Here is a 24,937-nt window from a genome sequence, read left to right on the forward strand (position 1 = left end):
GGACACCCTCGTCGCGCAGCCGGTTGAGCACCCGGTCGACCACGTCGAGCTGGCTGAGGGTCAGCGTCTCGGTCACACGTCCCGGTCAGCCGGTGCCCGGTCAGGCCGGTGTCGGCACCGAGGCAGCGGACGACGGCCAGCTCGACCGGGCCGGCGACGATCCGGGTCGGGTCGCCGTCCTCGACCCGGTCGACCGGACCGATCGCCGGGACGTCGGCCGGCCGGGGGCCGTCGGCGGCAACCGCCATGCTGGGTGCCCGGTGTTCGCGTCGGCCGTCCACCTCGACGTACTCCTCCGCCTGGGCGCCGTCGGTGAGGACCGCCCGGGCCAGGGCCGCGGCGTAGACCGGGTCGCCGCAGGCGTCGTACACCCAGCGCCGGCCCAGCACCGAGTGCTCGCAGGTCCCGACGAGCCACGCCTCGCCGCCGTCCAGCGGCGTGCCCCGGTAGGTCAGCGGCACCTGGTGCACCGGTCCCGCCCCGGACCGGACCAGCATGGTCTCGATCCCCACCGCGCCGGCGGGGTCGTCGAACCGGTACGCCGCGACCCGTTCGACCGCGTCCCCGTCGGTGCCCCGGAACCACGGGCGGCCCGGGAGCCAGGTCGCCAGGAGTTCGAGCTTGGTGGGGCGCAGTTCCGCCCGGTGTAGCAACGCCATACCCGGATCATAGGGAGGCCCGGTCGCTCCCGGCCGCCGGGTGAGCGAGGTCGCCACCCGGGTCGGCAACGCCGCCCGCTTCGTTCGTCGGCCGGACAGCGGCCCGGTCGGGGTCCGCGTACGGCGGGGGCGGGGCCCGACCACCGTGCCGGCGGTGTCCTGAGCGGAGTCGGTCAGGCGGTGGGGGACCGGTGCCAGCGCACGGTCACCTGGAGCTGCCCCTGCACCCCCGTGCGGGCGATCAGCGCGCCCGCCTCGGCGCTGAGCTGGACCCCGAAGCTGATCTCCACCTCGTCCGGCCGGTCGGCCATGGACCGGAACTCGGTCAGCGCGGCGGACGCCGCGTCGCGTGCCTGGCCGATCGCCCGGTTGAAGCTGACCCCGGCCTTGCGCAGCACGTCCTCGGCGGCGGAGGCCGGGGCGATCCCCGGCGTGTCGTCCACGGCGACGAGCACACTGCCGCCGCCGTCCAGGGCGAACTCGACCACCTCGGTCATCGGCCACGTCCTTTCTCGATCGACTGCCGTCAGGCGCTGAGGCAGGGTAGCCTCATCCACTGGTCCTCCGGCGTCCGGCCCCGCACGGTATCGAACTCGGTCAACAGCCTGTCGAGCAGCGCGGGATCGGCCAGGCGCTGCAGCACGACGGACTGGAACGCCGTCGGGTCGGTGCCCGCGTTGAGGGTGAACGCCAGTCAGGGGCGCTGTAGTCAGGAGACCCGGTATTCGCACGATCTTCATTGCGTGGGGTGCGGTATCGGCCGTTGCAAGAAATGCGAATCGGGTGCGGAACGATTGGCCCCCACTATTCGGCCAGTTGTGAGTGGCGCAATTCGCGCCGGCCGTGGCCAGCCGAAGTGGTCCGTCCGGCCGCCGCACGGCCGTCGGCTACGCTCGGCCCGGTGACGGTCACCACGGGGGTGTCAGCCGCGCCCGCCTCGCTGTGGCGCAACCGTGGCTTCAACGCGTTCTGGTCGGCGCAGATCCTCTCCGTGCTCGGGGACTCGTTCTCCCAGCTCGCCGTGCCGCTGCTGGTGCTCGACGCGACCGGCTCGATCGCCACGGCCGGGCTGCTCACCGGCGTCTCCGGCACGGCGGCGGTGGTCGCCGGCCTGCTCGCCGGGGTCGTGGTCGACCGGTTCGACCGGCGGGCGCTGCTGATCGGCGCCGACGTGGCGCGGATGCTGCTGTTCGCGGCGGTCCCCCTGGTGTGGTGGCTGGCACCGGCCCCGCCGATCTGGCCGCTGTTCGTGCTGTTGCCCCTGGCTGCGGCGGCCGGGATGCTGTTCCAGGTCGCCGCCGTCAGCGCGATGCGCGGCCTGGTCCCCGGCCCGGAGCTGACCCGGGCGAACGGCCGGCTGTACGCCGGCACCGCCCTGGCCTCGGTCGGGGGGCCCGCGCTGGCCGGCCTGGTGTCCGGCTGGCTCGGCCCGGCGGGCGCGATCGCCGTCGACGCCGCGAGCTTCGGACTCTCCGCGGCGCTGCTGATGCTGGTGCGGCTGCCCGGACGGGCAGCCGCGTCGGCCGACGCGGGCGACCGGACAGGGCCGTTTGCGGAGTTCCTGGCCGGCGCGCGGTTCCTGCTCCGTCACCCGGTGCTGCGCCCGCTGACCGCGCTGCTGACCGTCTTCCTCCTGCTCACCTACGGCATGGACGACGTGGTCATCTACCACCTCAAGCACGGCCTCGGCCAGCCCGACGGCATGGTCGGCCTGGTGCTCACCGCCGGGGCGGCCGGGACGGTGACCGGCTCGCTGGTCGTCGCGCCGCTGCGCCGGCGGTTCGGGTTCGGCGCGTGCTGGATCGGCGCGGTCGCGGTCACCGGCGTCGCCGTCGCGGCGCTCGCGCTGACCGGCCGGCCCGTCGAGGTCGGCGCGCTGATGCTGGTCTACTTCGGCTGCCTGAGCATCGGCGGCATCTGCTCGCTGTCGCTGCGCCAGGAGGTGACCCCGGAGCATCTGCTCGGCCGGGTCACCGCCGCGTTCTGGACGATCCACTTCTCTCTCGGCGGCGTCGGCGCGGCGGTGTTCACCTGGCTGGCCCAGCACCACGGGGCCCCGCTCACGTTCGCCCTGGCCGGCGGCGGCTGCCTGGCCGTGGCCCTCGCCGCCCTGTTCACGGCGGTCCGCCGGGCGGGCCCGGCCTGACCACAAACCGCAGTGGAGGTCGCAGGTGTACGCGGCGACGACGGGCGGTCACCCGATCGGGTGACCGCCCGTCGTTGCGACTCGGGGTCGAACGGTCGCTGCCAGACTCGGCCGCATGTCCAGCACCGGGGAGATCATCGCGCTCAGGGACGGCCGCCGGGCGATGGTGCACCGGCTCGGGGCGGCCGGCAACCGGGTGGTGGTGTTCTGCCACTCCGCCCCGGGGGCGGGCGCCTTCGATCCGGACCCGGCCGTCACCCGCGTCGCCGGGGTCACCCTGCTCGCCGTCGACCGGCCCGGCTACGGCGGCTCCGACCCGGCCACCGGCTGGGCCGACGTGCCCGCAGCCGCCGACGACCTCGCCGAGGTGCTCGACCAGCGGGGCCTCGGCCCGGTGCCCGTGGTGGGCTGGTCGGGTGGGGGACGGGTCGCCCTCGCGCTGGCCGCCCGCCGGCCGGAGTTGGTGAGCCGGCTCGCGGTGCTGGCCACCCCCGCCCCCGACGAGGAGGTCCCCTGGACCGACCCGGGGCAGCGGGACATGATGGCGACGCTGCGCGGCCAGCCGGTCGACCAGGTCCGCGCCCAGCTCGACGCCGGGCTGGCCGGCATGGTCCCGGCCGACCCGTGGGACACGCGGGCGTACCGGATGCTGCTCGGGGCGGGCCCGGCCGACCAGCCCGCGCTGGACGCCCCCGGCGCCGCCCAACGGGTCGGCGGCATGCTCGCCGAGGCGTTCGCGCAGGGCGCGCGGGGGATGGTCGACGACATCGCCGGGTACGTGCTGCGCCCCTGGGGCTTCACCCCCGACCAGGTACACGCGGCCACTTTGCTGCTGTACGGCGCCGACGACGGCCTGGCCGGGCCGGAGCACGGTCGGTGGTGGCGCGACGCGCTGCCCGACGCGCGCCTGGAGGTCGTCCCGGACGCCGGTCACCTGCTGGTGGTGCCGGCCTGGTCCCGGGTCCTCGACCACCTGGTCGGGCCGCCGGCGCGAAGCACCTCCGCCCGGGAGGCGGTCGCGTTCATCCTGCGCGCCCCGTGATCCCGGGGTCCGCGCCGTACCTGCGTGCCGGCCTGAGCCGACGACGGCCCGCCGTCGGGCCGGGGCCTGCCGCCCGTGCCGGACCGGACCGTCAGTCCGGTTCCGTCGGGGCGGGCAGGACCGCCAGGGCCAGCGTCAGGTCCAGCACGGTCGCCGGGTCGTGCAGCCGGTCGCCGTACATCTCCCGCACCTTGGCCATCCGGTAGCGCACGGTCTGCGGGTGCACGAACAGGGTCGCCGCCACGTCGTCGCGGCGACCCTGGTGCAGCAGCCAGGCGCGCAGCGTCTCGGCGAGCCGGTGGGCGGTGGCCGGCGGCAGCGACGCCAGCGGACGCAGCACCTGGGCGCGCAGGTCGGCCAGGGCATCCGGGTCGGCGCTGAGCAGCAGCTCGGCGAGGTGCTGCTCGGTGTCCAGCGGCGCGTCGGCCCCGGTGCGGGACAGCCCGAGCCGCAGTGCCCGGGTGGCCCGCACGTACGACCCGGCCACCCGGTGCCACGGCCGCGCGGGCCCCAGCACCGCCCGGTGCCCGTGCAGCACCCGGGCGAGCGGCCGCCGCCGACCGCCGTGCGCGTCCGGCACCAGCAGCACGGCCAGTTCCTCGGTCGGGTCCACCCCCGACATGTCCTCGCCGCTCTCCAGCGTGTGTGGGCTCAGCGCGGTGAGCACGGTGCGCAGGCTGCTGCGGGGCAGCAGGACGACGGTCAGGGTCTGCGGCACCGGCCAGTCCGCCCGCTCGGCGCCGAGGCGCAGCACGTCCTCGGCCTCGCCGGCCAGCAGTTGATGGGTCAGTCGCTCCAGGTACCGCCGCCGGGCCCGGCCGACGGTGGCCAGCTCGTCGGCGTGCCCCGCCACGCTGGCGGCGGACAGCTCGTCGATGTAGGCGAACATCAGCTCGGCGAACTCGGCGACCGTCGCCGCGGCGAGCCCGCCGCGCACGGTGGCGGTGGAGACCTCCCGCCAGGACACCCGCGCTCCCACCCGGTACGCGGCGAGCAGCGCGTCCATGCTGCGCCCGGAGCGGGCCTCGCCGCTGCCCAGCGCGTACGCGGCCTCCAGGGCCGAGAGCAGCGGGGCGCTCGGCTCCGAGGGCTGGGGACGCCCGAGGAGCTGGAGGAACGTGCCCAGCGCGATGCGAACCGCGTTCTCGATCTTCGCCCGCATCTGGCCGGTCAGTGTGCCGGAGTAGGCGGGCACCTCGGCGGTGATCGCGGTGATCGTCCGCTCGGCGACCAGGGGCAGCGCGGCGCGTAGCCGGGCGGCCATCGGCTCGTCCAGTTCGAGGCGGGCAGCGCGGCGGCTGGTCCCGGACCCTTCCGACATAGATTGTTCTCCCGGAACAAGACCCTGCGGTTGATTCACCTTCCTTGGCCAAGATGTTATGCGATCGGGCGGGTAACCCTGGTGGTATGACCACCACCGTCCCGCGCCCGCCCGGCAAGCTCACAGTCCGGGACAGGCTGTTCCGGCTCGCCGAGACGGCCACCACGCCGCTGCTGCCCGAGGACTACCTCGACCTGGTCGCCCCGCTGCGTTCCGGGGCAGCCCTGCGCGGGCGGATCGTCGACGTCCGCCCCGAGACGCGGGACGCGGCGACGGTGACCATCCGGCCGGGGCGGGGCTGGCGCGGACACACCCCCGGGCAGTACGTCCGCCTCGGCGTGGACGTCGACGGCGTCCGCCAGTGGCGGGCGTACTCGCTCACCTCGGTCCCCGGCCACCGCGACGGGCTGATCTCGGTCACCGTGAAGGCCATCCCGGACGGCCGGGTCAGCAACTACCTGGTTCGCCGGGCGCGGCCCGGCACGCTGGTCCAGCTCGACCAGGCCCAGGGCGACTTCGTGCAGCCCGCGACCGCCCCGGAGCGGATCCTTTTCGTCACCGCGGGCAGCGGCGTCACCCCGGTGATGGGGATGCTCCGCGCCGGCGCGACCGGCCCGGCCGATGTCGTGCTGGTGCACTCCGCGCCGACCCCGGCCGACGTGGTGTTCGCCGACGAGCTGCGCGACCTGGCCGGGCGGGGCGCGATCCGCCTCGTGGAGCGGCACACCGACACCGACGGCGTGCTCGGCGTGGCCGAGCTGGCCGACCTGGTGCCCGACCACCTCGACCGGCAGACCTGGGCGTGCGGCCCGGTCGGCCTGCTCGACGCGGTCGAGGCGCACTGGGCCGCCCACGGGGCGGCGGACCGGCTGCACACCGAGCGGTTCCGGCCCACGGTGATCTCCCCCGGGGCCGGGGGCGCGGTCACCTTCACCCGGGCCGGGGTCACCGTCGACGCCGACGGCGGCGCGGCCCTGCTCGACGTGGGCGAGGACGCCGGGGTGCTCATGCCGTCCGGGTGCCGGATGGGCATCTGCTTCGGCTGCGTGGTGCCGCTGCGCCAGGGCGCCGTCCGCGACCTGCGCAACGGCGACGTCACCACCGCCGTTCCCGGTGACGGCGTGCTCATCCAGACCTGCGTGTCGGCGGCGGCCGGTACCTGCGACATCGACCTCTGACAGGAGAATCGGACTTGACCACGATCCAGAAGAAGCCCGTCAACCCGATCGCCCACCTCACCGCCGAGGACATCGACGCCCTGGGCAGCGAGCTCGACGCCATCCGTGACCGGGTGATCGCCGGCCGGGGGGAGTCCGACGCCGCCTACATCCGCAAGGTGATCTCCACCCAGCGCCGGCTGGAGCTGGGCAGCCGGGCCGTGCTGCTGTTCTCGCTCTTCCCGCCGGCCTGGCTGGTCGGCACCGCCGGTCTCGCCGTGGCCAAGATCCTGGAGAACATGGAGATCGGCCACAACGTCCTGCACGGCCAGTGGGACTGGATGCGCGACCCGAAGATCCACTCGACCACCTGGGAGTGGGACCACGTCTCCCCGGCCGAGCAGTGGAAGCACTCGCACAACGAGCTGCACCACACCTACACCAACGTGATCGGCAAGGACAACGACCTCGGGTACGGCATCATGCGCGTCGACGAGGAGCAGCGCTGGCACCCGATGCACCTGGGCCAGCCGCTGTGGAACCTGGTCAACGCCTGCTTCTTCGAGTACGGCATCGCCGCGTACGACCTGGAGCTGGGCCGCAACCTGCGCAAGGGCCGGCACAAGGCCCCCGAGTTCCGGGCCCGGGCCCGGGCGGTCGGCCGTAAGATCCGCCGACAGTTCCTCAAGGACTACATCGTCCACCCGCTGCTGTCCGGGCCGTCGTTCCTCAGCACCCTGGCCGCCACCTTCACCGCGAACCTGATCCGCAACCTGTGGAGCCACTCGGTGATCATGTGCGGGCACTTCCCGGAGGGGGTGGAGACCTTCGAGAGGAGGTCCATCGTGGGCGAGACCCGGGGCGAGTGGTACCTGCGGCAGATGCTCGGCTCGGCCAACATCAGCGGCAGCCGGCTGATGCACATCATGACCGGCAACCTGTCGTTCCAGATCGAGCACCACCTCTTCCCGGACCTGCCGAGCAACCGGTACCAGGAGATCGCCCCCGAGGTGCGGGCGCTGTTCGCGAAGTACGGCCTGACCTACACCGTCGGCCCCCTGCCGAAGCAGGTCGCCTCGGCCTGGTGGAAGGTCATCCGGCTCTCCCTGCCCAACCGCTCCACCCCGGCCCCGCGCCCGACGGACGACCTGCCCACCCCGGCGCTGGCCCACGTGTAACCGGCCGTAGCGTCCGAGCCCGGCCGGCCACCGCCGACCGGGCTCGACGACGCTGAGCCCGATCCGCTTCGCTGACCGGCCTTCGACCGCCCAGTAGGTCATGTCGTGACCGGGCGTGGCCTCCCTGCGCCCCGGCGTCGTCAACTTGCGCCCCGGCGTCGTCAAAAGGACACGGCCAATGGCTGCCATGGTTATCGGAACTGCCCCGTTGTGGGTATCCTGACCTGGATATATGACAGTGCGTCAATGTGTTGCAGCTTTCGGTGACTTCATAACTGTTTCAAGCTTCGGTAGCCTGATCAACAACCGGCGTGTTGACTACGGAGGGTACCAATGGCGCAAACGAACCGCTCCGTTGTTTCCATGGTGGATTCCTTGAGCCACGAGCTCGAGAACCTTGATCCGCGTGAGCGTCGAGAGCTGTTGATGCAGATGGTCCGCCTCCTGGCGGCCACCCCGGGCACGCACCTCCAGATCGGTGACGGCACGTCCGACCGGGCCGGAGAGAACCGCGCGGTGGCGCTCTGCGAGTGGGCCCTCGACGCAGGGGCCACGGAGAGTGAGCAGCTGCTCAAGGTCGACATGCGGCCCGGCGAGATCCAGATCGCCAAGACGCGCGAGGCGACCGGCCGTTCGTTGATCACCAACGGGTTCCTCGGCGCCGACCTCATCCATGTTCCCGCGGGCGAGGGCTTCGCTCCGCACACCCACCCCGGCGACCACCTTCTCTTCGTGGTGGGCGGTCGCGGCACCATCACCGCCGCCGGCGAGATCCTGGAGACCACGCCCGGCCTGGTGTACATGGTGGACGGCGCGCAACCGCACGCGGTCGGCGCGATCACCGACCACGTCCTGCTCTCGGTGGGCGTCGCCCACCAGCCGCTCGACAGTGCGAACCGGCAGGAACTGAGGCCGTTCGAGGACCTGCTGACCGACGACGGGCACATCGTCTGCCGTATCTGCGGCATCAAGGCCGGCAGCGGGGACGAGTTGCGTGCCGCGGGGTGCTCGCACGGTCCCGTCGTGTTCGGCGCCACCGGTGCCTGACAGCCCAGGGCCGACAACCACGCGGGGGAGCTTTCTGGAGCGACCCCACGACCGGCACGTCCCGAAGCGGGCCGAACTCCTCGGCGGTCGACCGCTGCCCCAGCCCGAGCTGGTGCCGGAGCCCGTGCCGGCCGAGTGCCCGGTGGGTCAGGTCGAGGCGGTGCTGCGGCGCCAGCTCACCGAGCACGGACTCGGCCTCGTCGACCTCGGTGAGCCGATGACCAGCGCTCACCTGCTGGAGCTCGGCCACCGGTTCGGCGAGGTCATGCCGGAGACCGACCCGGCCGTGCTGCCCAACGTCGAGGACGGCCGGATCCTGCACCTGATCAGCGCCGAGGGTGACACCGCCGACGCCACGCGGCAACCGTTCGCCACGAGCGCCCTGAGCCTGCACACCGAGGGCAGCGGGCGGCCGGCCGGTGACCAGCCGCGATACATCGTCCTGATGTGCCTGCACGCCGGGGACGACGAGAACGCCGCGCAGACCGTCCTGGTCCCGTTCGCCGGGGTCGACGAGCGGCTCCGGCAGACCGACCGTGAGATCCTCGCGCACGTCCGGTACGACCGCCCCGGCGTGCCGCCGATCCGGCGACGGGTGGACGGGCGGCCGGTCTTCTCGTTCCGCGACTTCCAGGCCGACACGCTGCGCTGGGTGTCCGACACCGACCGGTTCGACGCCACGGCGGTCCGCGACGCCCTCGCCGCACTGCTCGCCGGGATGTACGAGGGCGGCGTCGCCCGCGGGCTCCAGTGGCGCCGTGGGCTACTCGCGGTCCTGGACAACACGTACGCCTTCCACGGCCGATCCGCGGCGCCGTTCCACGGCTCGACCCGGCACCGGCATCTCAAGCGACTGCGGATCACGGACCGATCGGGGGAGATGGCCGGATGACGGATGTCCAAGGGCTGTTCGGCGACGTCGGAGAGCCTCGGCTGTCGGTCGTGCCCGCCGAGGTCGAGATGCTCGCGGCACAGCGCCCCGACCCCTCGCGGGTGCCGATGGCCCTGGACCCGGGCCCCGACGCGCGCCTGCTGGAGGTGTACGCCCGCGCGGTGAACCCGCAGGACCCGATCGAGCTCCGCGATCTCTACCTGGGCCGGGTCGAGTGCGAACTCGGGGTGGAGAGCCACCGTCCCGACCTGGCGGCCCGGTGGCGACAGTCCCGGCGCAGACGTGAGGTCGACGCCGCCACGGTGCTCAACTCACGGGCGACCGTACGTTTCGTCAAGGAGCTGTTCAACTCCTACTTCCGCGACGACCTCTACGGCGACCTGCGCTCGCAGGCGGGGATCATCCTCTCCAGCGGGTCCGTGGACGAGGAACACTGGGGTCTGCCCGGCCCGTTGAAGGACTGCATCGCGTACGCCCTGAACCGGGACTGGTACGGGTACTCCGACTCCCGGGGCCGCGAGCCGGCCCGGGAGGCGGTCGCGGCGTACGAGTCGGCCCGGCTGCCCAGCGCGGGATACACGGCTGACAACGTCGCGCTGACCATGGGCGCGACGCTGGCGATCAGCACGGTGGTCGACTTCATCCTGCTCGAGGCGAGCCCGGGTGGCGCCGCCTCGCTGTGCGCCATACCCAACTATCCGCCCCTGGTGGAGTCGGTGGCCCGTCGAGGGCCGGTGTCGCTGGTCCCGCTGTCGTCCAGCGCGGACGGTCGGACGTCGCTGCGACCGCTGATCGACGCGCTGCGTCCGGACACGCCGATCGTGTTGCTCCAGACGGCCGCGAACCCGACCGGCGCCCTGGTCTGCGAGGACGAGCTGGAGCTGCTGATCAAGTCCGCCTCGCCGAACACCCTGATCGTGCTGGACGAGTGCCACGAGTGGTTGGGGGAGCCGGTGGCCACCTCACCGGCTCGCGCCGCGGCCAACGTCATCCGGGTCAGCAGCCTGTCGAAGAACTGGTCCGCCCCGGGCCTCAAGGTCGGCTGGTTGCTGGCCGACAGCGGCTTCATCGATCGCTACTACGAGTACGCGTCGACCACCTTCGGCGGGCCGCCGTCGTTCTTCTACACCGTGGTCGAGGTGCTGGCCCGGATGGAACGGTGGCTGGTCAGCGGTGACGAGGAGCTGACCCCCACGCACTGTCGGGAGTTCGAGTCGACGTACGGCCTGCGCCTGCCCGGCCTGCAGCGCGCGTACGACAACTATCGGGTCGAGCGGAGGTCCCGGGAACGGTCCCTGACGCTGATCCGCGACGCCTACCACAACGGCATCCGGTTGCCTGGTGTCTCGGTGCTGCCTGCGCGCTACTCCATCAACCTGACCACGTCGTTCGACGACCACGAGGACTCGTACCTCTGCTTCCGGGAACTGCTGCGGGAGACCAACGTGTCCCTTTTCCCCGGCATCCTGACCTTCTGCCTCTCCGGCGCGTTCATGCGGCTGACGACGTCCCGGCCCTGGTCGGACTTCGCCGAGGCGATGCCCCGGCTGCGGCGCTACCAGGAGCGTGAGGTCAGACCAGCCTGACCGTCACCGTCTTCGGTCGCTGGAACTCGGTGAGGGCGAGGACGCTCAGGTCGGTGCCGTGACCTGACGCTCCTCGCCCGCCGTGTGGCAGCTCGGGGCACTGCTCCAGCACGCAGTTGACCCACACCTCGCCGGCGTCGAGCGCCCGGGCGACGGAGAGCAACTGGCCGGTCGCGGCGCCCCAGACGCTGCCGGCCAGCGCCTGGTCGACACTGTTGGCCAGGCGGACGGCGTCATCGATGTCCTCGGCGGCCTGCACGGTCAGGCAGGGGCCGAACAACTCGTTGGCGACCGCCGGATCGTCGGGTTCCAGGTCGGCCAGGATCCGCCCCTCGGCCCAGTAGCCGTCCTCGTGGGAGTCGTCGCCGAGCGCCAGTCCGGCGGCGTGGCTCACCCCGGCGGCGGAGCCCGAGAGGATCTGCCGGTAGCGGCGGATCTGGTCGGCGTTGTTCAGCGGGCCGAACGAACGGCCCGCCTGCCGCCGGCTCATCGCCTCGGCGAGACGGTCCACCACCTCGGCGTAGTTCGACCGTAGCGTGATCACCCGAGCCGGTGCGGCGCAGCTCTGCCCGGCGTTGTAGGTGGCCGCGCCGGTCAGGTCGGCGTAGGTGTGCTCGGGCGCGTCCGGCAGCACGATCGCCGGGCAGTTGCCCCCGAGTTCCAGGCTGACCCGGCGCAGCCCCGCCCGGGCGGCCACGTCCCGCCCGCCGGCGATGCTGCCGGTGAACGCGATCGCGTCGATGGGACTCTCCACCAGCAGCCGGCCCGTCGCCCGGTCGCCGGGCAGCGCGTTGAGCACCCCCGGACCGAGCGAGTCCCTGGCGTCCCTGGCCAGCAGCAGCGCGCTGTCGGGAGTGCTCTCGGCCGGCTTGAGGAGCACCGCGTTCCCCGCGGCGAGCGCCGGCCCGATGCGCCAGGCGGCCATCAGGATCGGATAGTTCCACGGCACGATCGCGCCGACCACGCCCAGCGGCTCCCACCGCACCCAACTCTCCCGGTCCGGGAGGTGATGCCCGGCAGCGGGGGCCAGCGCGGCGCGCACGGCGCCGGCGTAGAACCGCAACAGGTCGACGCTGTCGCGGATCTCGCCCTCGGCCTCGTGGGCGGGCTTGCCGGTGCCGGCCTGTTCGGCGGCGACGTACTCGCTCAGGGCGCCGTCGATCCGGTCGGCGAACGCCAGAAGACGACGACTCCGCTCGCCCGTCGGCAGCCCCGCCCAGGACCGCTGGGCCTCCCGCGCCGCCTCGACCGTGTCGGTGACCGTCGACTCGCCCGCACCGGCCAGGCCGGCGCGGTTCCGCCCGGTCCGTGGGTCGGTGAGCCGGAGACCGGGCGGCGAATGCGGGACGTCAACGGTTTCTGCGGTCATGGGCATGATCCTATCCGCAGTGGAGAGCCCGATCTGAGTTCCGTGGCCCCGCCTCCCACGCGGTCGGCCGGACACCTGCAAGCCCCGGCCGCCATCGACTACGCTCGCCGGGCACGGGGAACGGCCGACGACAGGGCCCGGCGGGGCGGTGAGGGAGATGCCATGGGACTGCCGGGGCCGACCAGAACCTGTTACGGGGTCGTGCATCTGGCCCCGCTGCCCGGCACGCCGTTCTACGAGCCCGATTCGTTGCGCCACACCCTGGCCCGCGCGGTCGAGTCGGCGCGCGCCCTCGACCGGGGTGGCGCGCACGGCTGCCTGCTGCAGACCGCGGACCGGGTCTACGGGGTCGAGGACGACTGCGATCCCGCCCGGCTCGCGGCCGTCACGGTGATCACCGAGGCCGTCCGGGCGGCGACGGACCCGGCCTTCCAGGTCGGCGTCCAGATCATGCGGAACGCGACCAGGGCGTCGCTGGCCGTCGCGAAGGTCTGCGGCGGGGGTTTCGTCCGGATGGGCGCCATCGTCGGTGAGACGTTGAGCTGGCAGGGCACGGTGCGACCCGATCCCGCCACGGTGATGGCGTACCGCCGGGCCATCGACGCGTGGGACGTCAAGGTGATCGCCGATGTCGCCAGCATGCACTTCAGCTGGCCGAACGGCGACAAGCAGCCCGGCGAGGTGGCCCGCTCGGCGATGAACGCGGGCGCCGACGCCGTCTGCCTGGGCGACCCGGACGAGTCCCGTACCCTCGAACTGATCTCGCAGGTCCGGCGCGCGGCCCCGGCGGCTCCGATCTACCTGGCCGGTCACACGGACCACGACAACGCCGCCCGGCTGGTCGGTGCCGCCGACGGCGTCTTCGTCGGTGGCTGCGTCACCGTCGGCGGCTGGGCCGGGGATGTGTCCGAGCAGAAGGTCCGGTCGTACATGGACATTCTGAACTCGCTGCCGCACCGGGAGACCGCATGAGCGCCTACACGGTGGCCGCGATGCGTGCGGAGGTCGACGGCCTCGCCGCCGACCTGGCCGTGCTGACCGGTGCGCTCGGCACGCGGCTGGACGAACTGCGCTCCGTCGAGCCGGCCCCCCGCCGGATCGTCCTGTCCGGCAGCGGGGACTCCCTGTACGCCGCCCAGGCGGCCGAGTACGCCTTCGACCGGCTGCCGCGCACCACGTGCGTGCTTCGCAGCACGCAACGGCTGCTCGACTACGGCGTCGGCCGATCGCTCTCGGAGCCCGCCGCGGCGACCCTGGTGGTCGGCGTCTCGGCCTCGGGCACCAGCGCCACGCTGGCGGCCGGGCTGGAACGGGCCCGGGCGGACGGCTTCCGTACCGTCGCGATCGTCGGATCCGCCGACACTCCGGTGGCCCGCAGCGCACACCACAGCGTCACCACGGAGCTGCCGAAGCGCCCGCCGTCCCCGGGGATCCGGAGCTACCAGGCCAGTCTTCTCACCCTCCTGCTCCTGGCCGAGGGGTGGACGGACGCCTCGTCGCGCCCCGCCGTGCTCGGGTCCGGCGGGCTCGCCGCCCTGCCGGACCTCGTGGAGCGGACGGTGCGGCAGCAGGCGGAGCCGTGCCGACAGTTGGCGGAGCAGATCCTGCGGACGGCTCCGGTGCAGGTGCTGGGCGGGGGGCCGGCTCTGGGAACGGCACGGTACGCGGCGGCCAAGGTCATCGAGGGTGCCGGGGTCCCGGCGCTGGGCCGGGATCTTGAGGAGTGGTGGCACGTCGAGCGGTTCGCCACCGAGTCCGCCGCCCCCCTGATCGTGCTGGCGCCGCCGGGGCCCAGCCACGAGCGCGCCGTACGGCTGTGCGCGCAGGCCCGCGGCCGCGGTCACCTGGTGGCCGCGTTGGCCGAGCCCGGCGACCAGGAGATCCGGGAGCAGGCGCACCTGGTGCTGCCGCTGCCCGAGGGGGTTTCCCCGGCCTGGTCCCCCTTGATCGAGCACGTCTTCGCCGCGCCGCTGGCCGCCGACCTGGCCGAACTGCTGGGCCGGCCTCCGTTCCACCGTCGTTGACGGCGTCCGCGGGTGGGCGACGGGCCGCCGGAGACCCTAGGGTCGTCGCCATGGACGCTGCCAGCCCGGCCCGCGACGGCCACGCGCACCCCCTGCCCCCGACGAGGCTGTACGGTGACGCCCTCCGGTTCGGGATCCACTCCGGTCAGTTGCACGGCAGCTACGAGATCTGCCGTGATCTCTGGCGGCGGGCGGAGCACCTGGGCTACGACTGGATCTCGCTGATCGACCATCTGAGGCCGCACCTGTACGGCCCCGACCAGCCCTGTTTCGAGGGCATGACGCTGCTGGCCGCTCTCGCCGCGCAGACCGAGCGGATCCGCTGCGCGATGCTGGTCACCGGCGCGATGTGGCGTCATCCCGCCGTCACCGCCGCCGCCATGGCCACCATCGACCACGTCTGCGACGGGCGGCTCGAGGTGGGCCTCGGCGCGGGCGGACCGGATCTGGCCTACGAGCAGTACGGCATCCCGTTCCCCGCCGCCGGGGAGCGGCTGGACCGGCTCGAGGAGACCTGCGAGATCCTCCGGCGGCTCTGGACGGAGCCCGAGACGACGTTCGAGGGGCGGCACTTCCAGCTGGACCGGGCCCGGCTCGCGCCGAAGCCCCGGCAGGCCCACCTGCCCCTCGTGGTGGGCGGGAGCGGGGTGCGGCGGACGCTGCGGACGGCGGCCCGGCATGCCGATATCTGGAACACCCTCGCGACCACCACCGAGGACTACGGTCGCCAACTCGCCGCCCTGCGTGGGCACTGCGTGGAGGTGGGGCGCGACGAGGCCAGCATCCGTCGATCGGTCACGTTCCGGGCGGTGCTGGTCGAGCGTGCCTCCGGCATCGACACGCGATCGGCGGAGCTGTTGCGCGGAGCGCCGGACGAGGTGCGCGCCGAGTACCTGAGCCTCGGTACGCCCGAGCAGTGCGTGGCGGACCTCAGGCCGTATGTCGACCTCGGCGTCCGGGACTTCCTGCTGGCGGTCAAGCCGCCGATCGACTGGCAGACCGTGGAACTGATGATCACGCGGGTGGCCCCGGCGCTACGTGAGTACGCGTCGTCGCGGGAGGTCCGCGGATGACGCCGCCCGACGCGACGCGCGTGCGACAGCGGCAGGTCGGCGTGACCGGCCCCGACGGCCCCGACGCCGGACGCGCCGTCGACGAGATCACGCTCTCGGCGGGTGACATCGACGTGACGGTCTGGACGTACGGCGCGACCCTCGTCGAGGTGGTGGTGCCCGACCGGGCCGGCGACCGCAGCAACGTCGTGTGCCGGCTGCCGGACCTGGCCGCGTACGAGGACCGGGCGCTCAACGCCTATGTCGGGTCCACCGTCGGGCGGTACTGCCGTGGCGTCCGGGACGGGACCTTCCTCCTCGACGGCACCCGGTACACGCTGGACCGCAACGCCGGCCGCCACCACCTGCACGGCGGTACGGACGGTTTCGACCGCCGGGTGTGGCAGGCCCGCGTCGAGGAGGGCCCGGACCAGGTGGCGGCGGTCCTGACGCTGGTCAGCCCGGACGGGGACCAGGGATACCCGGGGGAGCTGACCGCCGAGGTGGCGTACCGTCTGCACGCCGCGGGCCGGCTCACCTTCGAGTACCGGGCGTCGACCACCGCCCCGACGCTCGTCGGTCTGACCAACCACGCGTTCTGGAATCTGGCCGGTGCGGGGACCGTGGACAGCCACCTGCTCGCGCTCAACGCCGAGCGGATCGTCCCGTTCGACGAGGAGCTGTTCCCACTGGCCGGCCCACTGTTCCCGCTGGCCGGGACCCGCCTGGACTTCCGCGTCCCGCGCCGCATCGGGGCCGACCGGCTGGACAACTTCTTCGTCCTCGACGAACCACGGTGGGCCGCCGAGCTGCACGACGAGCGCAGCGGTCGCCGGATGCGGGTGGTCACCGACCAGCCGGGGCTCGGCGTGTACAGCGGCGACGGGCTGTTCGCGCCCCGCGCGGGGCTGGCCCTGGAGGCCGGCGCGTGGCCGGACGCGCCTAACCTTTCGGACGTGCCGTCGGTCCGGCTCGACCCCGGGCAGACCTACCGGCACCGTACGGTGCACGAGTTCTCCGTCGGCTGAGCCGGCCCGTCGCGCCCCGGCCCACCCACGTGGGTGGGCCGGGGCGCCGCGACGTCAGGCCTTGCGGAGCCAGAACGTCAGGCCGAGCGACTCGTCGGCGAACGGCTCGGGGTCGGCCCACGACGGTTCCCCGTCGGCGCAGTCGACGGCCAGCACCTCATCCGCGACCAGGTCGCGGTGCTCGGCGAGGGCCAGGGCCGTCTCCTCACGGGCCGCCCGGTACCGCAGCACGATCCGGTCGGTCACGTCCAGGCCGCTGGCCTTGCGTGCCTCCTGGATCTGCCGGATCGCGTCGCGGGCCACCCCGGCCCGCCGTAGCTCGGGCGTCAGGTGCAGGTCCAGCGCCAGGGTGGCACCGGCATCGCTGGCGACCGCCCAGCCCTCGCGCGGCGTCTCGACGATGATCACCTCGTCCGGGCCGAGGGTGACGGGCTCGTCGCCCACCACGACCGTCGCGGATCCGGACTCCCGCAGCGAGTCCTTGAGGGCGGTGGCGTCGGCCGCCGCGATCGCTGCGGCCACCTGCTGCACGGTCTTCCCGAACCGCCGGCCGAGGGTGCGGAAGTTGGCCTTCGCCGTGGTGTCCACCAGCGATTCGCCGGCCCCGCCCACGGCGGTCACCGACCCGATGTTCAGCTCGGCGGTGATCTCCGCGAGCAGCTCCGCGGACAGCTCCTCGAAGCCCTGTGCCGAGGCCAGCGCCCGGGACAGCGGCTGCCGGACCTTCATCCCGGAGTCGGCGCGGGCGGCGCGGCCCAGCTCGACCAGCCGCCGCGCGAGCGCCGACTGCCGGGACAGGGCCGGGTCGATCAGGGACTCGTCCGCGACCGGGTACGGGGCCAGGTGCACCGACGGCGGCGCGTCCGGGGTGACCGGCACGACCATGTCCTGCCACACCCGCTCGGTGATGAACGGCGTGATCGGCGCCATGAGCAGCGTGACGGTGGAGAGCACCTCGTGCAGGGTGGCGAGCGCCGCCGGGTCGCCCCGCCAGAAACGCCGCCGGCTGCGCCGGACGTACCAGTTGGAGAGGTCGTCGACGAACGCGGACAGCAGCCGGCCCGCCTGGTGGGTGTCGAACGTGTCCATCGCGGCGTCCACCTGCTGGACCAGCGTGTTCAGCTCGGAGAGCAGCCACCGGTCCAGGACCGGCCGGTCCGCGGGGGCCGGGTCGGCGTCGGACGGGGACCAGCCGGCGGTCCGGCCGTACAGCGCCTGGAAGGCCACCGTGTTCCAGTAGGTCAGCAGGATCTTGCGGACCACCTCCTGGAGCGCGGTGTGCCCGACCCGTCGAGCCGACCAGGGCGAGCCGACGGCGGCCATGAACCAGCGCACCGCGTCCGCGCCGTGCTGGTCCATCAGGGGGATCGGTTCGAGGATGTTGCCCAGGTGCTTGGACATCTTCCGGCCGTCCTCGGCCAGGATGTGGCCGAGGCAGACCACGTTCTCGTACGGCGACCGGTCGAACACCAGCGTGCCGATCGCCATCAGGGTGTAGAACCACCCACGGGTCTGGTCGATGGCCTCGGAGATGAACTGCGCCGGGTACCGCTTCTCGAACAGCTCGACGTTCTGGTACGGATAGCCGAACTGCGCGAACGGCATGGAACCCGAGTCGTACCAGGCGTCGATCACCTCGGGAACCCGCCGGGCGGTCGCCCCGCAGTGGCAGGTGAACGTGACGTCGTCGATGAACGGCCGGTGCGGGTCGAGGCCGGTCACGTCGGTCCCGGTCAGCTCACTGAGCTCGGCCAGCGACCCGACGCAGGTCAGGTGCTCGTTGTCGCAACGCCAGATCGGCAGCGGGGTGCCCCAGTAGCGCCGCCGCGACAGCGCCCAGTCGACGTTGTTGTTGAGCCAGTCGCCGTACCGGCCGTACTTCACCGTGCCGGGGTGCCAGGTGGTGCGGTCGTTCTCGCGCAGCAGGGCCTCGCGCACCGCGGTCGTCCGGACGTACCAGGAGGGCTGGGCGTAGTAGATCAGCGCGGTGTGGCAGCGCCAGCAGTGCGGGTAGCTGTGCTCGTACGGGACGTGGCGGAAGAGCAACCCCCGGGCGGCCAGGTCGTCGATGAGCGGGCGGTCCGCCTCCTTGAAGAAGACGCCACCGACGAGGGGCAGTTGCGGCTCGAACCGGCCGTTGGGCTGCACCGGGTTCACCATCGGCAGACCGTACGACCGGCAGTTCGCCAGGTCGTCCGCGCCGAAGGCCGGTGCCTGGTGGACCAGGCCCGAGCCGCTGTCCGTCGTCACGTACGACGCGAGGATCACGATGTGCGCGTCGGGGATGTCGACCAGGTCGAACGGCGCGTGGTAGCCCCACCGCTCGAGCTCCTGGCCCTTGAACGACTCCCCGGTGAGGTCCCAGCCGTCGCCGAGCACCTGGGCCATCAGGGGCTCGGCGACCACCAGCTGCTCGTTGCCGTCGGTCGCCACCACGTACGTCACGTCGGGGTGCACGGCCACCGCGACGTTCGACACCAGGGTCCATGGCGTGGTGGTCCAGACCAGCAGCGACGCCCGCCCGGCCAGCGGCCCCGAGGCGAGCGGGAAGCGGACGTACACCGACGGGTCGACGACCGTCTCGTACCCCTGGGCGAGCTCGTGGTCGGACAGGCCGGTCTCGTCCCGGGGGCACCACGGCGCGACCCGGAAGTCCTCGACCAGCAGGCCCTTGTCGAAGATCTGCTTCAACGACCACCAGACGGACTCGATGTACTCCGGGTCCATCGTCCGGTAGGCGTCGTCCATGTCCACCCAGTAGCCCATGCGCTCGGTGAGGCGGGCGAACGCGTCGGTGTGCCGGGTCACCGACTCGCGGCAGCGGGCGTTGAACTCCGCGACACCGAACTTCTCGATGTCCTGCTTGCCGGAGAAGCCCAGTTCCTTCTCGACGGCGAGCTCGACGGGCAGGCCGTGGCAGTCCCAGCCCGCCTTCCGGGCGACGTGGAAGCCCTTCATGGTCTTGTAGCGCGGGAAGACGTCCTTGAAGACCCGCGCCTCGATGTGGTGGGCGCCCGGCATGCCGTTGGCCGTGGGCGGCCCCTCATAGAACACCCACTCCGGGCGGCTGCTGGACTGTTCGAGGCTGCGCGCGAAGACGCTGTTGGCGTGCCAGAAGTGCAGGACCTCGTGTTCGAGATCGGGCAGATCGACCTGGGTCGGGACGCTGCGGTACATGGTTCCTCCGACGGATGCATGGGGTGAAGCTCCGGCGGAGGGACGAGGCCTGCGGCCCCGCGGTACCACCCTCCTTGGCCGCGTGCGGCCCTCTCTCTTCGGGTGCGGTCGGTTCTACTCGGCCTCGCGGCCTTTCCTCCGACGGCTCCGGGGTGATCTTCCCGCCGTGCAACACCCCCGGGCTTCCACCATCCCCGGGTCGCTCCTGGCTGCGTGCGGCGGTACTCGTCCCCATCTGCGCCTCGCGGCAACATCGTAACCCACGCGCCACATCGCCGGAGCGGCCCCGAGGCCGGCGGCCCGGGGGCGACCGGTGGCGTCGTTCCGGCGCCCCGCCGTCACGCCGGCCCTTCGTCCGCCGCCGGGCGCCGCCCGGTCGGTGCCGAACGACCAGCCGGGCCGCGCGCCCAGTCGGCGAGCAGCGACCAGGCCAGCGACGCCCGTGGGGGCAGGGCGAGGAGTCCGCCGGCGACGGTCTCCACCGGGGCGCCGGCGAGGGCCTCGGCGATCTGCCGACGGGTGAACCAGCCGGCGGCGGCGATCTCGGTCGGGTCGGTCCGGATCGGTTCCCGGGGATCCGCCAGGGCGCGGAAGCCCAGCATCAGGCAGCCGGGATACGGCCAGGCCTGGCTGCCCGCGTACCGGAGGCCGGTGAGCGTGACACCGATCTCCTCAGCGACCTCCCGGGCCGCCGCCTGCTCCGGCGACTCCCCGGGCTCGACGAATCCGGCGACGCTGGAGAACTGCCGGGTCCCCGCCACCATCGTGCCCGGCGCCCGGTGCGCCAGCAGGCAGCGCCCGTCGGGCCCGGACCCGCCGTCGTGCACCAGCACGAGAACCGCGGGGTCGACCCGCGGCCGGACCAGGTCGCCGCGGTCGTCGGCCCTGGCCCAGCCGCCCGTGACGGGCCTGGTCACCGCCCCGGTGGCGGGGGAGTACCCGGCGGCGGCGTGCCAGTTTCCCAGGGCGGTCGCCACGGTGAGCAGCGCCGCCTCCGTCTCGGCGAGCCGGTGCCCGATCCCGCGCAGGTTCCCCCTGCCCGTACCCGCGACGACGGGCAGGGGGGCGACGACGGCGAAGACGGGTGTGCCGTCGATCGCGCCGAGGAACAGCCGTTCCCCCGGCGGCGCGTCGGCGGAATCCATCAGCGGCAGCGTGGCGGACGCGCCGTCGGCGTCAGGCCGGTCGGAGTCCCGGACCAGGACGTCGCCGCCCCCGGGAACGTCGATGACCAGGACACTCGCTCGCCGCCAGGCGTCGTCGACCCATCGCTCGTCGCCGCGGCGATGGCGGCACCGGTCCCACGAGCCCTGCGGCGCCAACGCGGCGGTCCGGTCCGACACCGTTACGGCAGCGGTGCGTCGAGGTGCGCCGCGACCTGTTCGGCCAGCCTCGGCCGGAGGATCTTCCCCGTGGCGGTCCGGGGAATGGCATCGAGCGACAGGACCCGGCGCGGCACGACGGTGGTGGCGAACGAGGCGCGCAGCGCGGTGCCGACATCCGGCCGCTCGCCGGGGGCGAACACCACCGCTGCCACGATCTCGTCACCAAGGAACCGGTGCGGCAGGCATACGCACGCCGCGTCGCGAACGCCCGGCAGTGCCCGTAGCGCCCGCTCCATCTCCTCGAGGGAAACCGTCTCGCCACGTACCTTGGCGATGTTCTTGCTGCGTCCCGTGATGACGAAGTAGGGCCGGTCGTCGTCCGGGTCGCGTACCGCGAAGCCCATGTCCTGCGAATGGAACCAGCCGTGTCGGAAAGCCTCGGCGGTGGCGGCGGCGTTGCCCGCGTACCGGCTCATCACGTTGTGGCCACGCATGCAGAGCTCGCCGACCTGGCCAGGCTCGGCCACCCTGCCGTCCTCCAGCAGCACGGCGACCTCGTTGCCGGGCATCGCCGCCCCGATGGACGGGATGTCCGCCTCCAGGACCAGTCGGCGGTAGGTGTCCGGCGGGACGTCCGTGGGCACCGTGGTGGAGAAGTTGGTGGTCTCCGTCAGCCCGTAGCCCTGCAGGACCCGCACCCCGAGACGCCGCGACACCTCCCGCGCGGTCTGGGCGGTCAACGGCGCGGCGGCCGAGACGAAGTATCCGAAGTCTCCCGGCAACCGCGGCGACCGCCACGTGTGGGTGAGGGCTTCGAGGAGACTCGGCACCACGCTCGCGATCCGCGGCCGGAACCGTTCGAGCAGCCGGGGGTAGCCGAACGGGTCGAACGCGTGCGCGAGCAGCACGTGGGCACCCGCCGCGAGCGGGCCCAGCACGGTGAAATGGAGGCCGTTCACATGGTGGATCGGAAGGCACCCCAGGATCCGCTCGCCCGGCCTGATCCGGTGATGGGTGCGCAGCGCGGCGGCGTTCGCCACGACGTTGTAGTGCGACTGCGCCACGAGCTTGGAGGCGGCCGTCGATCCGGAGGTGCCGATGAGGAACGCGTCGGCGCCCGGCTCCACCGGCGCGTCCGCCTCACCCGCCGTCGGGTCCGCCAGGGTGGCCGGGTCCGGAATGACCACCGGCGTCAACGACGGGTCGAGGGAGACCGCCGGGGGGTGCAGGACCACCTTCGCCCCGGCGGACTCGACCTGCGGGCGCAGCCGGGCGACCGGATCGGCCGGGCTGAGCAGCAGCACCGCGCAGCCCGCGCGGAGGGACCCGAGGATGCCGACGACCGACCGCGCGTCGTTGACCGGCGCGAGCGCCACGACGTCGCCCGCTCCCACCCGCGCCTCCCGGCGCAGCCAGGCGCCCACCCGCCGGCTCAGGCGATCCACGTCGCGGTAGGAGAGCGTCGTCGTCTCGCCGTCCGCCGTGGCGGTCGTCAGGAAGGCGGCGTCGCCGAGCGTGGCGACCTGGCGCAGGAGAGTCGCCACGATGGTGCCGCCGTACTCCCAGGGCGGCCCGAACGGGTGGCCGAGGTAGCTGTGGGCGAGCTCGTGATCCGTGCTCTGAGCTGTGCGCATGTCTAGGCGAGCCGATTCGGGGAGTGGGGACGATCGAGGTCGCTCGGATCGGGCCCGTCGGCGCGGGTGGGTCCGCGCAGGGCCTCGACCGTGTCCGCGATGGACGTGACGGTACGGAAAGTGGACCAGTCGAGCATGTCGGACGCGAACGTGACCGAGAACCTGTTCTCGAGCAGGACGATCAGCTCGACGACGGCGAGGGAGTCGACGCCGAGCGCGGCCAGCTCCGCGTCGGGATCGTCCAGGGCGCGCGCGTCGGCAGCCTGGACGTACGGCCGCACCAGCTCGGTGATGGTCTTTCTCAACTCGTCCACTACAGAGTCCCGTTCCCTTCGGACGACAGCCGTGGGCTGTCCGTACCCGGCGGACCCCGTCGGGTCACGTCGCTGATTCGTCGTCGCTCGTCGTCGCCCGTCGCCCGCCGCCGCAGGCTAGCCGGTGACGGGCTTCTGCAGGTGGACCCGGCGCACGCCGCCCTCCGCCAGGGTCGGCCCGTGCTGGGTGAATCCGAGCGTGTCGAGCATCCGCCGCGTCGCCAGCAGATCGGGGTTGGCTTCGCAGCGCAGCACGTCCGCACCCTGTTCCTGAGCGAGCTCGACGGCCCGGCGCAGGCACCGGACACCGACGATCGATCCCTCGTACGCCGGCGCGACGGCCAGTCGTTGCAGGTAGACCGGTCTGGTGGCGGGCGGGTAGACGGATAGGTCCAGGCCGTGCGGGGGCTCCTGGGACAGCGTGAACGATGCCGCCGCCCCGGTGCCGTGCCGCAGCAGGTGCACCGAGCCCGCCCGCACCCGGCGTTCGGTGGTGTCGAGGTTGCGGACGGGAGCGACCATCCCGTACCGGGCCGCCTGGTGTCCGTCACTGGCACACAGCAGGGCGTGCGCCTCCGACGGATCCGTGGCGACCGCCCACGTCCACTCCGTCAGTGCGCCGTCTGAGCTCTCACTGGACACAGCGGTGAATCCTGCCCGGCCGGTTCTTCCCTCGTCAAGCATGCCGTGGCGGCCGGGTCCCAGGTGATCAACGGTGGATACAGTGATCTCCATGACCGCCCACGATGTGTCGACGCGTGCCCGGCCCACCTCGGCCGCCGAGCGTCCGTTCGACCCGCCGGTTCGGCTCTCGGCCTGCGTCATGGCGCATCCCGCCCGGCAGTCGGCCGCGGAGCGTCTCGCCGTGGCGCTCGCGGACTTCGACGCGGGGGTGGCGACCGACCCGGAGCCAGGCCGGCCCGGCGGCACGCTGCGCACCTCGCGCATGGCGTGGTCGCGGGTCGCGCCGGGCGCGACGCACCACCTCGTCGTCCAGGACGACTCCGTCCTGGTTCCGGACTTCGTGCGGCACGTGCTCGCCGGGACGCGCGCGCTGCCGGGGCATGCCCTCGGTCTGTTCACCGAGTGGGGGTCGTTCACCTCGTACGCCCTGCGGGTCGCCGCGCTCGTCGGCGCCGACTGGGTCGAGGTCGTCGACGGGTACATGCCGGCCCAGGCGCTCATCCTGCCGGCCGACGTCGCCCGCGAGTTCGACCGGTACGCCGCACGGGCCACCGCCGGCGACGAACCGGACGACGAGGTGCTCCTGGGCTTCCTGCGGTCGATGGGCGTGCCGATGGTCGTGCCGGTGTCGAATCTCGTCCAGCACGGCGACGGGGTGAGCCTCACCGGCAACGGCTGGCACGGCCTGCGCAAGGCCGCGTGCTGGCGGGCCGACCCGGTGACGCCGGGCGGGACCGTCCTCGACCGGATCGCTCTCGTGCCGTTCTTCTCCTGGTTCACCGGGGATGCCATCTGCCGGTTCCGCGATCGGCCGGCCAGCGATGACTGGCAACAGGTGCCGGCCATCGACCTGTTGCGGGCCTACGGCCTCGGGGACGACGACGTGCGGCGGCTGATCGCCGACGGATGCCCGCAACGCCCGGGCGACGCCGAGGTGCCGGCCCACCTGACGCAGGCCCTTGTCACGGCGGCGGTGGCCGTGGGGCTCCTGGCGGGCGAGTGCGGTGCCCCGGCCGACGGCGGGCGGACCAAGGAACCGGTCGCGTCCGCCGCGCTGGCCACGCTGGCGCCGGGTGGACTGCGCAACTTCGTGGACGGCCATGCCCTTCCCGCGGTGAGCGAACAACTCGCACCTGTGGTGGACGCGGCGGTGCAGTGGGGCCTGGAAACGGCGCGACGGACGTCCCGCTCCGGCCGCGACCTTCCGGCGGCGCGTCACTCTTCCCGGTAGACCTGCGCTGTTGATGATCAATCGGGCCGCCGATAGGCTCCCCGAATTTGGTGTCGGCCCCCACGCCGACG

General features: G+C 73.0%; 20 protein-coding genes and 1 pseudogene. 12 read left to right on the forward strand and 9 right to left on the reverse strand.

Annotated features, from left to right (window positions below; all coding sequences use genetic code 11):
• Positions 1-347: 347 nt before the first annotated feature.
• Positions 348-659, reverse strand: a pseudogene (locus ABT023_RS29170) (CG0192-related protein); the annotation flags it as partial.
• A 173-nt stretch (positions 660-832) separates the two neighbouring features.
• The gene (locus ABT023_RS23820) at positions 833-1,156 is read right to left on the reverse strand and encodes a CU044_2847 family protein (protein WP_161689692.1); all 324 of its coding nucleotides are present in this window, start codon (positions 1,154-1,156) and stop codon (positions 833-835) included.
• Positions 1,157-1,560: 404 nt separating this feature from the next.
• On the opposite strand from ABT023_RS23820, the gene ABT023_RS23825 reads away from it, so the two are divergent.
• Together ABT023_RS23825 and ABT023_RS23830 are read left to right on the forward strand one after the other, a co-directional pair.
• Positions 1,561-2,805, forward strand: a complete 1,245-nt coding sequence (locus tag ABT023_RS23825) for an MFS transporter (protein ID WP_350888612.1) — start codon at positions 1,561-1,563, stop codon at positions 2,803-2,805.
• Positions 2,806-2,920: 115 nt separating this feature from the next.
• Entirely contained in the window at positions 2,921-3,847 is a 927-nt protein-coding gene (locus tag ABT023_RS23830) for an alpha/beta fold hydrolase (RefSeq protein WP_350888613.1), read from the forward strand.
• Between the two features lie 91 nt (positions 3,848-3,938).
• Here ABT023_RS23830 and ABT023_RS23835 read toward each other — a convergent pair whose 3' ends face one another.
• Positions 3,939-5,168: a PucR family transcriptional regulator gene (locus ABT023_RS23835; RefSeq protein WP_350888614.1), complete on the reverse strand. Its 1,230-nt coding sequence runs from the start codon at positions 5,166-5,168 to the stop codon at positions 3,939-3,941.
• An 86-nt stretch (positions 5,169-5,254) separates the two neighbouring features.
• Between ABT023_RS23835 and ABT023_RS23840 the strand changes: the two genes are divergently transcribed.
• The 5 genes from ABT023_RS23840 (at position 5,255) to ABT023_RS23860 (ending at position 11,028) form a co-directional block, all read left to right on the forward strand.
• The gene (locus tag ABT023_RS23840; protein WP_350888615.1) at positions 5,255-6,346 is read left to right on the forward strand and encodes a ferredoxin reductase; all 1,092 of its coding nucleotides are present in this window, start codon (positions 5,255-5,257) and stop codon (positions 6,344-6,346) included.
• Between the two features lie 14 nt (positions 6,347-6,360).
• Entirely contained in the window at positions 6,361-7,503 is a 1,143-nt protein-coding gene (locus tag ABT023_RS23845; protein ID WP_350888616.1) for a fatty acid desaturase family protein, read from the forward strand.
• Positions 7,504-7,836: 333 nt separating this feature from the next.
• Positions 7,837-8,550: a cupin domain-containing protein gene (locus ABT023_RS23850; RefSeq protein ID WP_350888617.1), complete on the forward strand. Its 714-nt coding sequence runs from the start codon at positions 7,837-7,839 to the stop codon at positions 8,548-8,550.
• A gap of 112 nt (positions 8,551-8,662) precedes the next feature.
• Positions 8,663-9,442 carry a TauD/TfdA family dioxygenase gene (locus tag ABT023_RS23855; RefSeq protein WP_350888618.1) on the forward strand — a complete coding sequence of 260 codons (780 nt, stop codon included), beginning with the start codon at positions 8,663-8,665 and terminating at the stop codon, positions 9,440-9,442.
• Positions 9,439-11,028, forward strand: a complete 1,590-nt coding sequence (locus ABT023_RS23860) for a pyridoxal phosphate-dependent aminotransferase (protein WP_350888619.1) — start codon at positions 9,439-9,441, stop codon at positions 11,026-11,028. Before ABT023_RS23855 ends, ABT023_RS23860 begins: the two co-directional genes overlap by 4 nt.
• Here ABT023_RS23860 and ABT023_RS23865 read toward each other — a convergent pair.
• Positions 11,015-12,397 carry an aldehyde dehydrogenase family protein gene (locus tag ABT023_RS23865; RefSeq protein WP_350888620.1) on the reverse strand — a complete coding sequence of 461 codons (1,383 nt, stop codon included), beginning with the start codon at positions 12,395-12,397 and terminating at the stop codon, positions 11,015-11,017. The two genes, ABT023_RS23860 and ABT023_RS23865, sit on opposite strands and share 14 nt — an antisense overlap.
• A gap of 162 nt (positions 12,398-12,559) precedes the next feature.
• On the opposite strand from ABT023_RS23865, the gene ABT023_RS23870 reads away from it, so the two are divergent.
• The 4 genes from ABT023_RS23870 to ABT023_RS23885 are packed head-to-tail and all read left to right on the forward strand — an operon-like array spanning position 12,560 to position 16,501.
• Entirely contained in the window at positions 12,560-13,369 is an 810-nt protein-coding gene (locus tag ABT023_RS23870; RefSeq protein WP_350888621.1) for a BtpA/SgcQ family protein, read from the forward strand.
• Positions 13,366-14,421, forward strand: coding sequence for an SIS domain-containing protein (locus ABT023_RS23875; RefSeq protein WP_350888622.1), 1,056 nt, complete (start codon positions 13,366-13,368; stop codon positions 14,419-14,421). Before ABT023_RS23870 ends, ABT023_RS23875 begins: the two co-directional genes overlap by 4 nt.
• Before the next feature lie 50 nt (positions 14,422-14,471).
• Positions 14,472-15,494: an LLM class flavin-dependent oxidoreductase gene (locus ABT023_RS23880; RefSeq protein WP_350888623.1), complete on the forward strand. Its 1,023-nt coding sequence runs from the start codon at positions 14,472-14,474 to the stop codon at positions 15,492-15,494.
• The gene (locus tag ABT023_RS23885) at positions 15,491-16,501 is read left to right on the forward strand and encodes an aldose epimerase family protein (RefSeq protein WP_350888624.1); all 1,011 of its coding nucleotides are present in this window, start codon (positions 15,491-15,493) and stop codon (positions 16,499-16,501) included. Before ABT023_RS23880 ends, ABT023_RS23885 begins: the two co-directional genes overlap by 4 nt.
• Positions 16,502-16,555: 54 nt before the next feature.
• Here ABT023_RS23885 and ileS read toward each other — a convergent pair whose 3' ends face one another.
• The 5 genes from ileS to ABT023_RS23910 all read right to left on the reverse strand — a co-directional run bounded on the left by ileS (position 16,556) and on the right by ABT023_RS23910 (position 23,593).
• Positions 16,556-19,678, reverse strand: coding sequence for an isoleucine--tRNA ligase (gene ileS / locus ABT023_RS23890; RefSeq protein ID WP_350888625.1), 3,123 nt, complete (start codon positions 19,676-19,678; stop codon positions 16,556-16,558).
• A gap of 338 nt (positions 19,679-20,016) precedes the next feature.
• Positions 20,017-21,021 (reverse strand): NAD(+) diphosphatase, encoded by a 1,005-nt coding sequence (gene nudC / locus ABT023_RS23895; RefSeq protein WP_350888626.1) that lies wholly within the window; start codon positions 21,019-21,021, stop codon positions 20,017-20,019.
• A 2-nt stretch (positions 21,022-21,023) separates the two neighbouring features.
• On the reverse strand, positions 21,024-22,637 hold the full coding sequence (locus ABT023_RS23900; RefSeq protein WP_350888627.1) for a class I adenylate-forming enzyme family protein: 1,614 nt from the start codon (positions 22,635-22,637) through the stop codon (positions 21,024-21,026).
• A 2-nt stretch (positions 22,638-22,639) separates the two neighbouring features.
• The gene (locus ABT023_RS23905) at positions 22,640-22,951 is read right to left on the reverse strand and encodes a phosphopantetheine-binding protein (RefSeq protein ID WP_350888628.1); all 312 of its coding nucleotides are present in this window, start codon (positions 22,949-22,951) and stop codon (positions 22,640-22,642) included.
• Positions 22,952-23,068: 117 nt separating this feature from the next.
• Positions 23,069-23,593 carry a GNAT family N-acetyltransferase gene (locus ABT023_RS23910; RefSeq protein ID WP_350888629.1) on the reverse strand — a complete coding sequence of 175 codons (525 nt, stop codon included), beginning with the start codon at positions 23,591-23,593 and terminating at the stop codon, positions 23,069-23,071.
• A 91-nt stretch (positions 23,594-23,684) separates the two neighbouring features.
• Between ABT023_RS23910 and ABT023_RS23915 the strand changes: the two genes are divergently transcribed.
• On the forward strand, positions 23,685-24,866 hold the full coding sequence (locus ABT023_RS23915; protein ID WP_350888630.1) for a hypothetical protein: 1,182 nt from the start codon (positions 23,685-23,687) through the stop codon (positions 24,864-24,866).
• Positions 24,867-24,937 lie beyond the last annotated feature (71 nt).

It is taken from the genome of Micromonospora sp. NPDC002296 (assembly GCF_040296145.1).
Taxonomy (GTDB): domain Bacteria; phylum Actinomycetota; class Actinomycetes; order Mycobacteriales; family Micromonosporaceae; genus Micromonospora.

What these genes read in the sequence shown, in the direction of transcription:
- ABT023_RS23820 (WP_161689692.1), bottom strand. Translation starts at nt 1,156, where the DNA reads ATGACCGAGGTGGTCGAGTTCGCCCTGGACGGCGGCGGCAGTGTGCTC.
- ABT023_RS23830 (WP_350888613.1), top strand. Translation starts at nt 2,921, where the DNA reads ATGTCCAGCACCGGGGAGATCATCGCGCTCAGGGACGGCCGCCGGGCG.
- ABT023_RS23835 (WP_350888614.1), bottom strand. Translation starts at nt 5,168, where the DNA reads ATGTCGGAAGGGTCCGGGACCAGCCGCCGCGCTGCCCGCCTCGAACTG.
- ABT023_RS23840 (WP_350888615.1), top strand. Translation starts at nt 5,255, where the DNA reads ATGACCACCACCGTCCCGCGCCCGCCCGGCAAGCTCACAGTCCGGGAC.
- ABT023_RS23850 (WP_350888617.1), top strand. Translation starts at nt 7,837, where the DNA reads ATGGCGCAAACGAACCGCTCCGTTGTTTCCATGGTGGATTCCTTGAGC.
- ABT023_RS23860 (WP_350888619.1), top strand. Translation starts at nt 9,439, where the DNA reads ATGACGGATGTCCAAGGGCTGTTCGGCGACGTCGGAGAGCCTCGGCTG.
- ABT023_RS23865 (WP_350888620.1), bottom strand. Translation starts at nt 12,397, where the DNA reads ATGACCGCAGAAACCGTTGACGTCCCGCATTCGCCGCCCGGTCTCCGG.
- ABT023_RS23870 (WP_350888621.1), top strand. Translation starts at nt 12,560, where the DNA reads ATGGGACTGCCGGGGCCGACCAGAACCTGTTACGGGGTCGTGCATCTG.
- ABT023_RS23875 (WP_350888622.1), top strand. Translation starts at nt 13,366, where the DNA reads ATGAGCGCCTACACGGTGGCCGCGATGCGTGCGGAGGTCGACGGCCTC.
- ABT023_RS23880 (WP_350888623.1), top strand. Translation starts at nt 14,472, where the DNA reads ATGGACGCTGCCAGCCCGGCCCGCGACGGCCACGCGCACCCCCTGCCC.
- ABT023_RS23885 (WP_350888624.1), top strand. Translation starts at nt 15,491, where the DNA reads ATGACGCCGCCCGACGCGACGCGCGTGCGACAGCGGCAGGTCGGCGTG.
- ileS (WP_350888625.1), bottom strand. Translation starts at nt 19,678, where the DNA reads ATGTACCGCAGCGTCCCGACCCAGGTCGATCTGCCCGATCTCGAACAC.
- ABT023_RS23900 (WP_350888627.1), bottom strand. Translation starts at nt 22,637, where the DNA reads ATGCGCACAGCTCAGAGCACGGATCACGAGCTCGCCCACAGCTACCTC.
- ABT023_RS23915 (WP_350888630.1), top strand. Translation starts at nt 23,685, where the DNA reads ATGACCGCCCACGATGTGTCGACGCGTGCCCGGCCCACCTCGGCCGCC.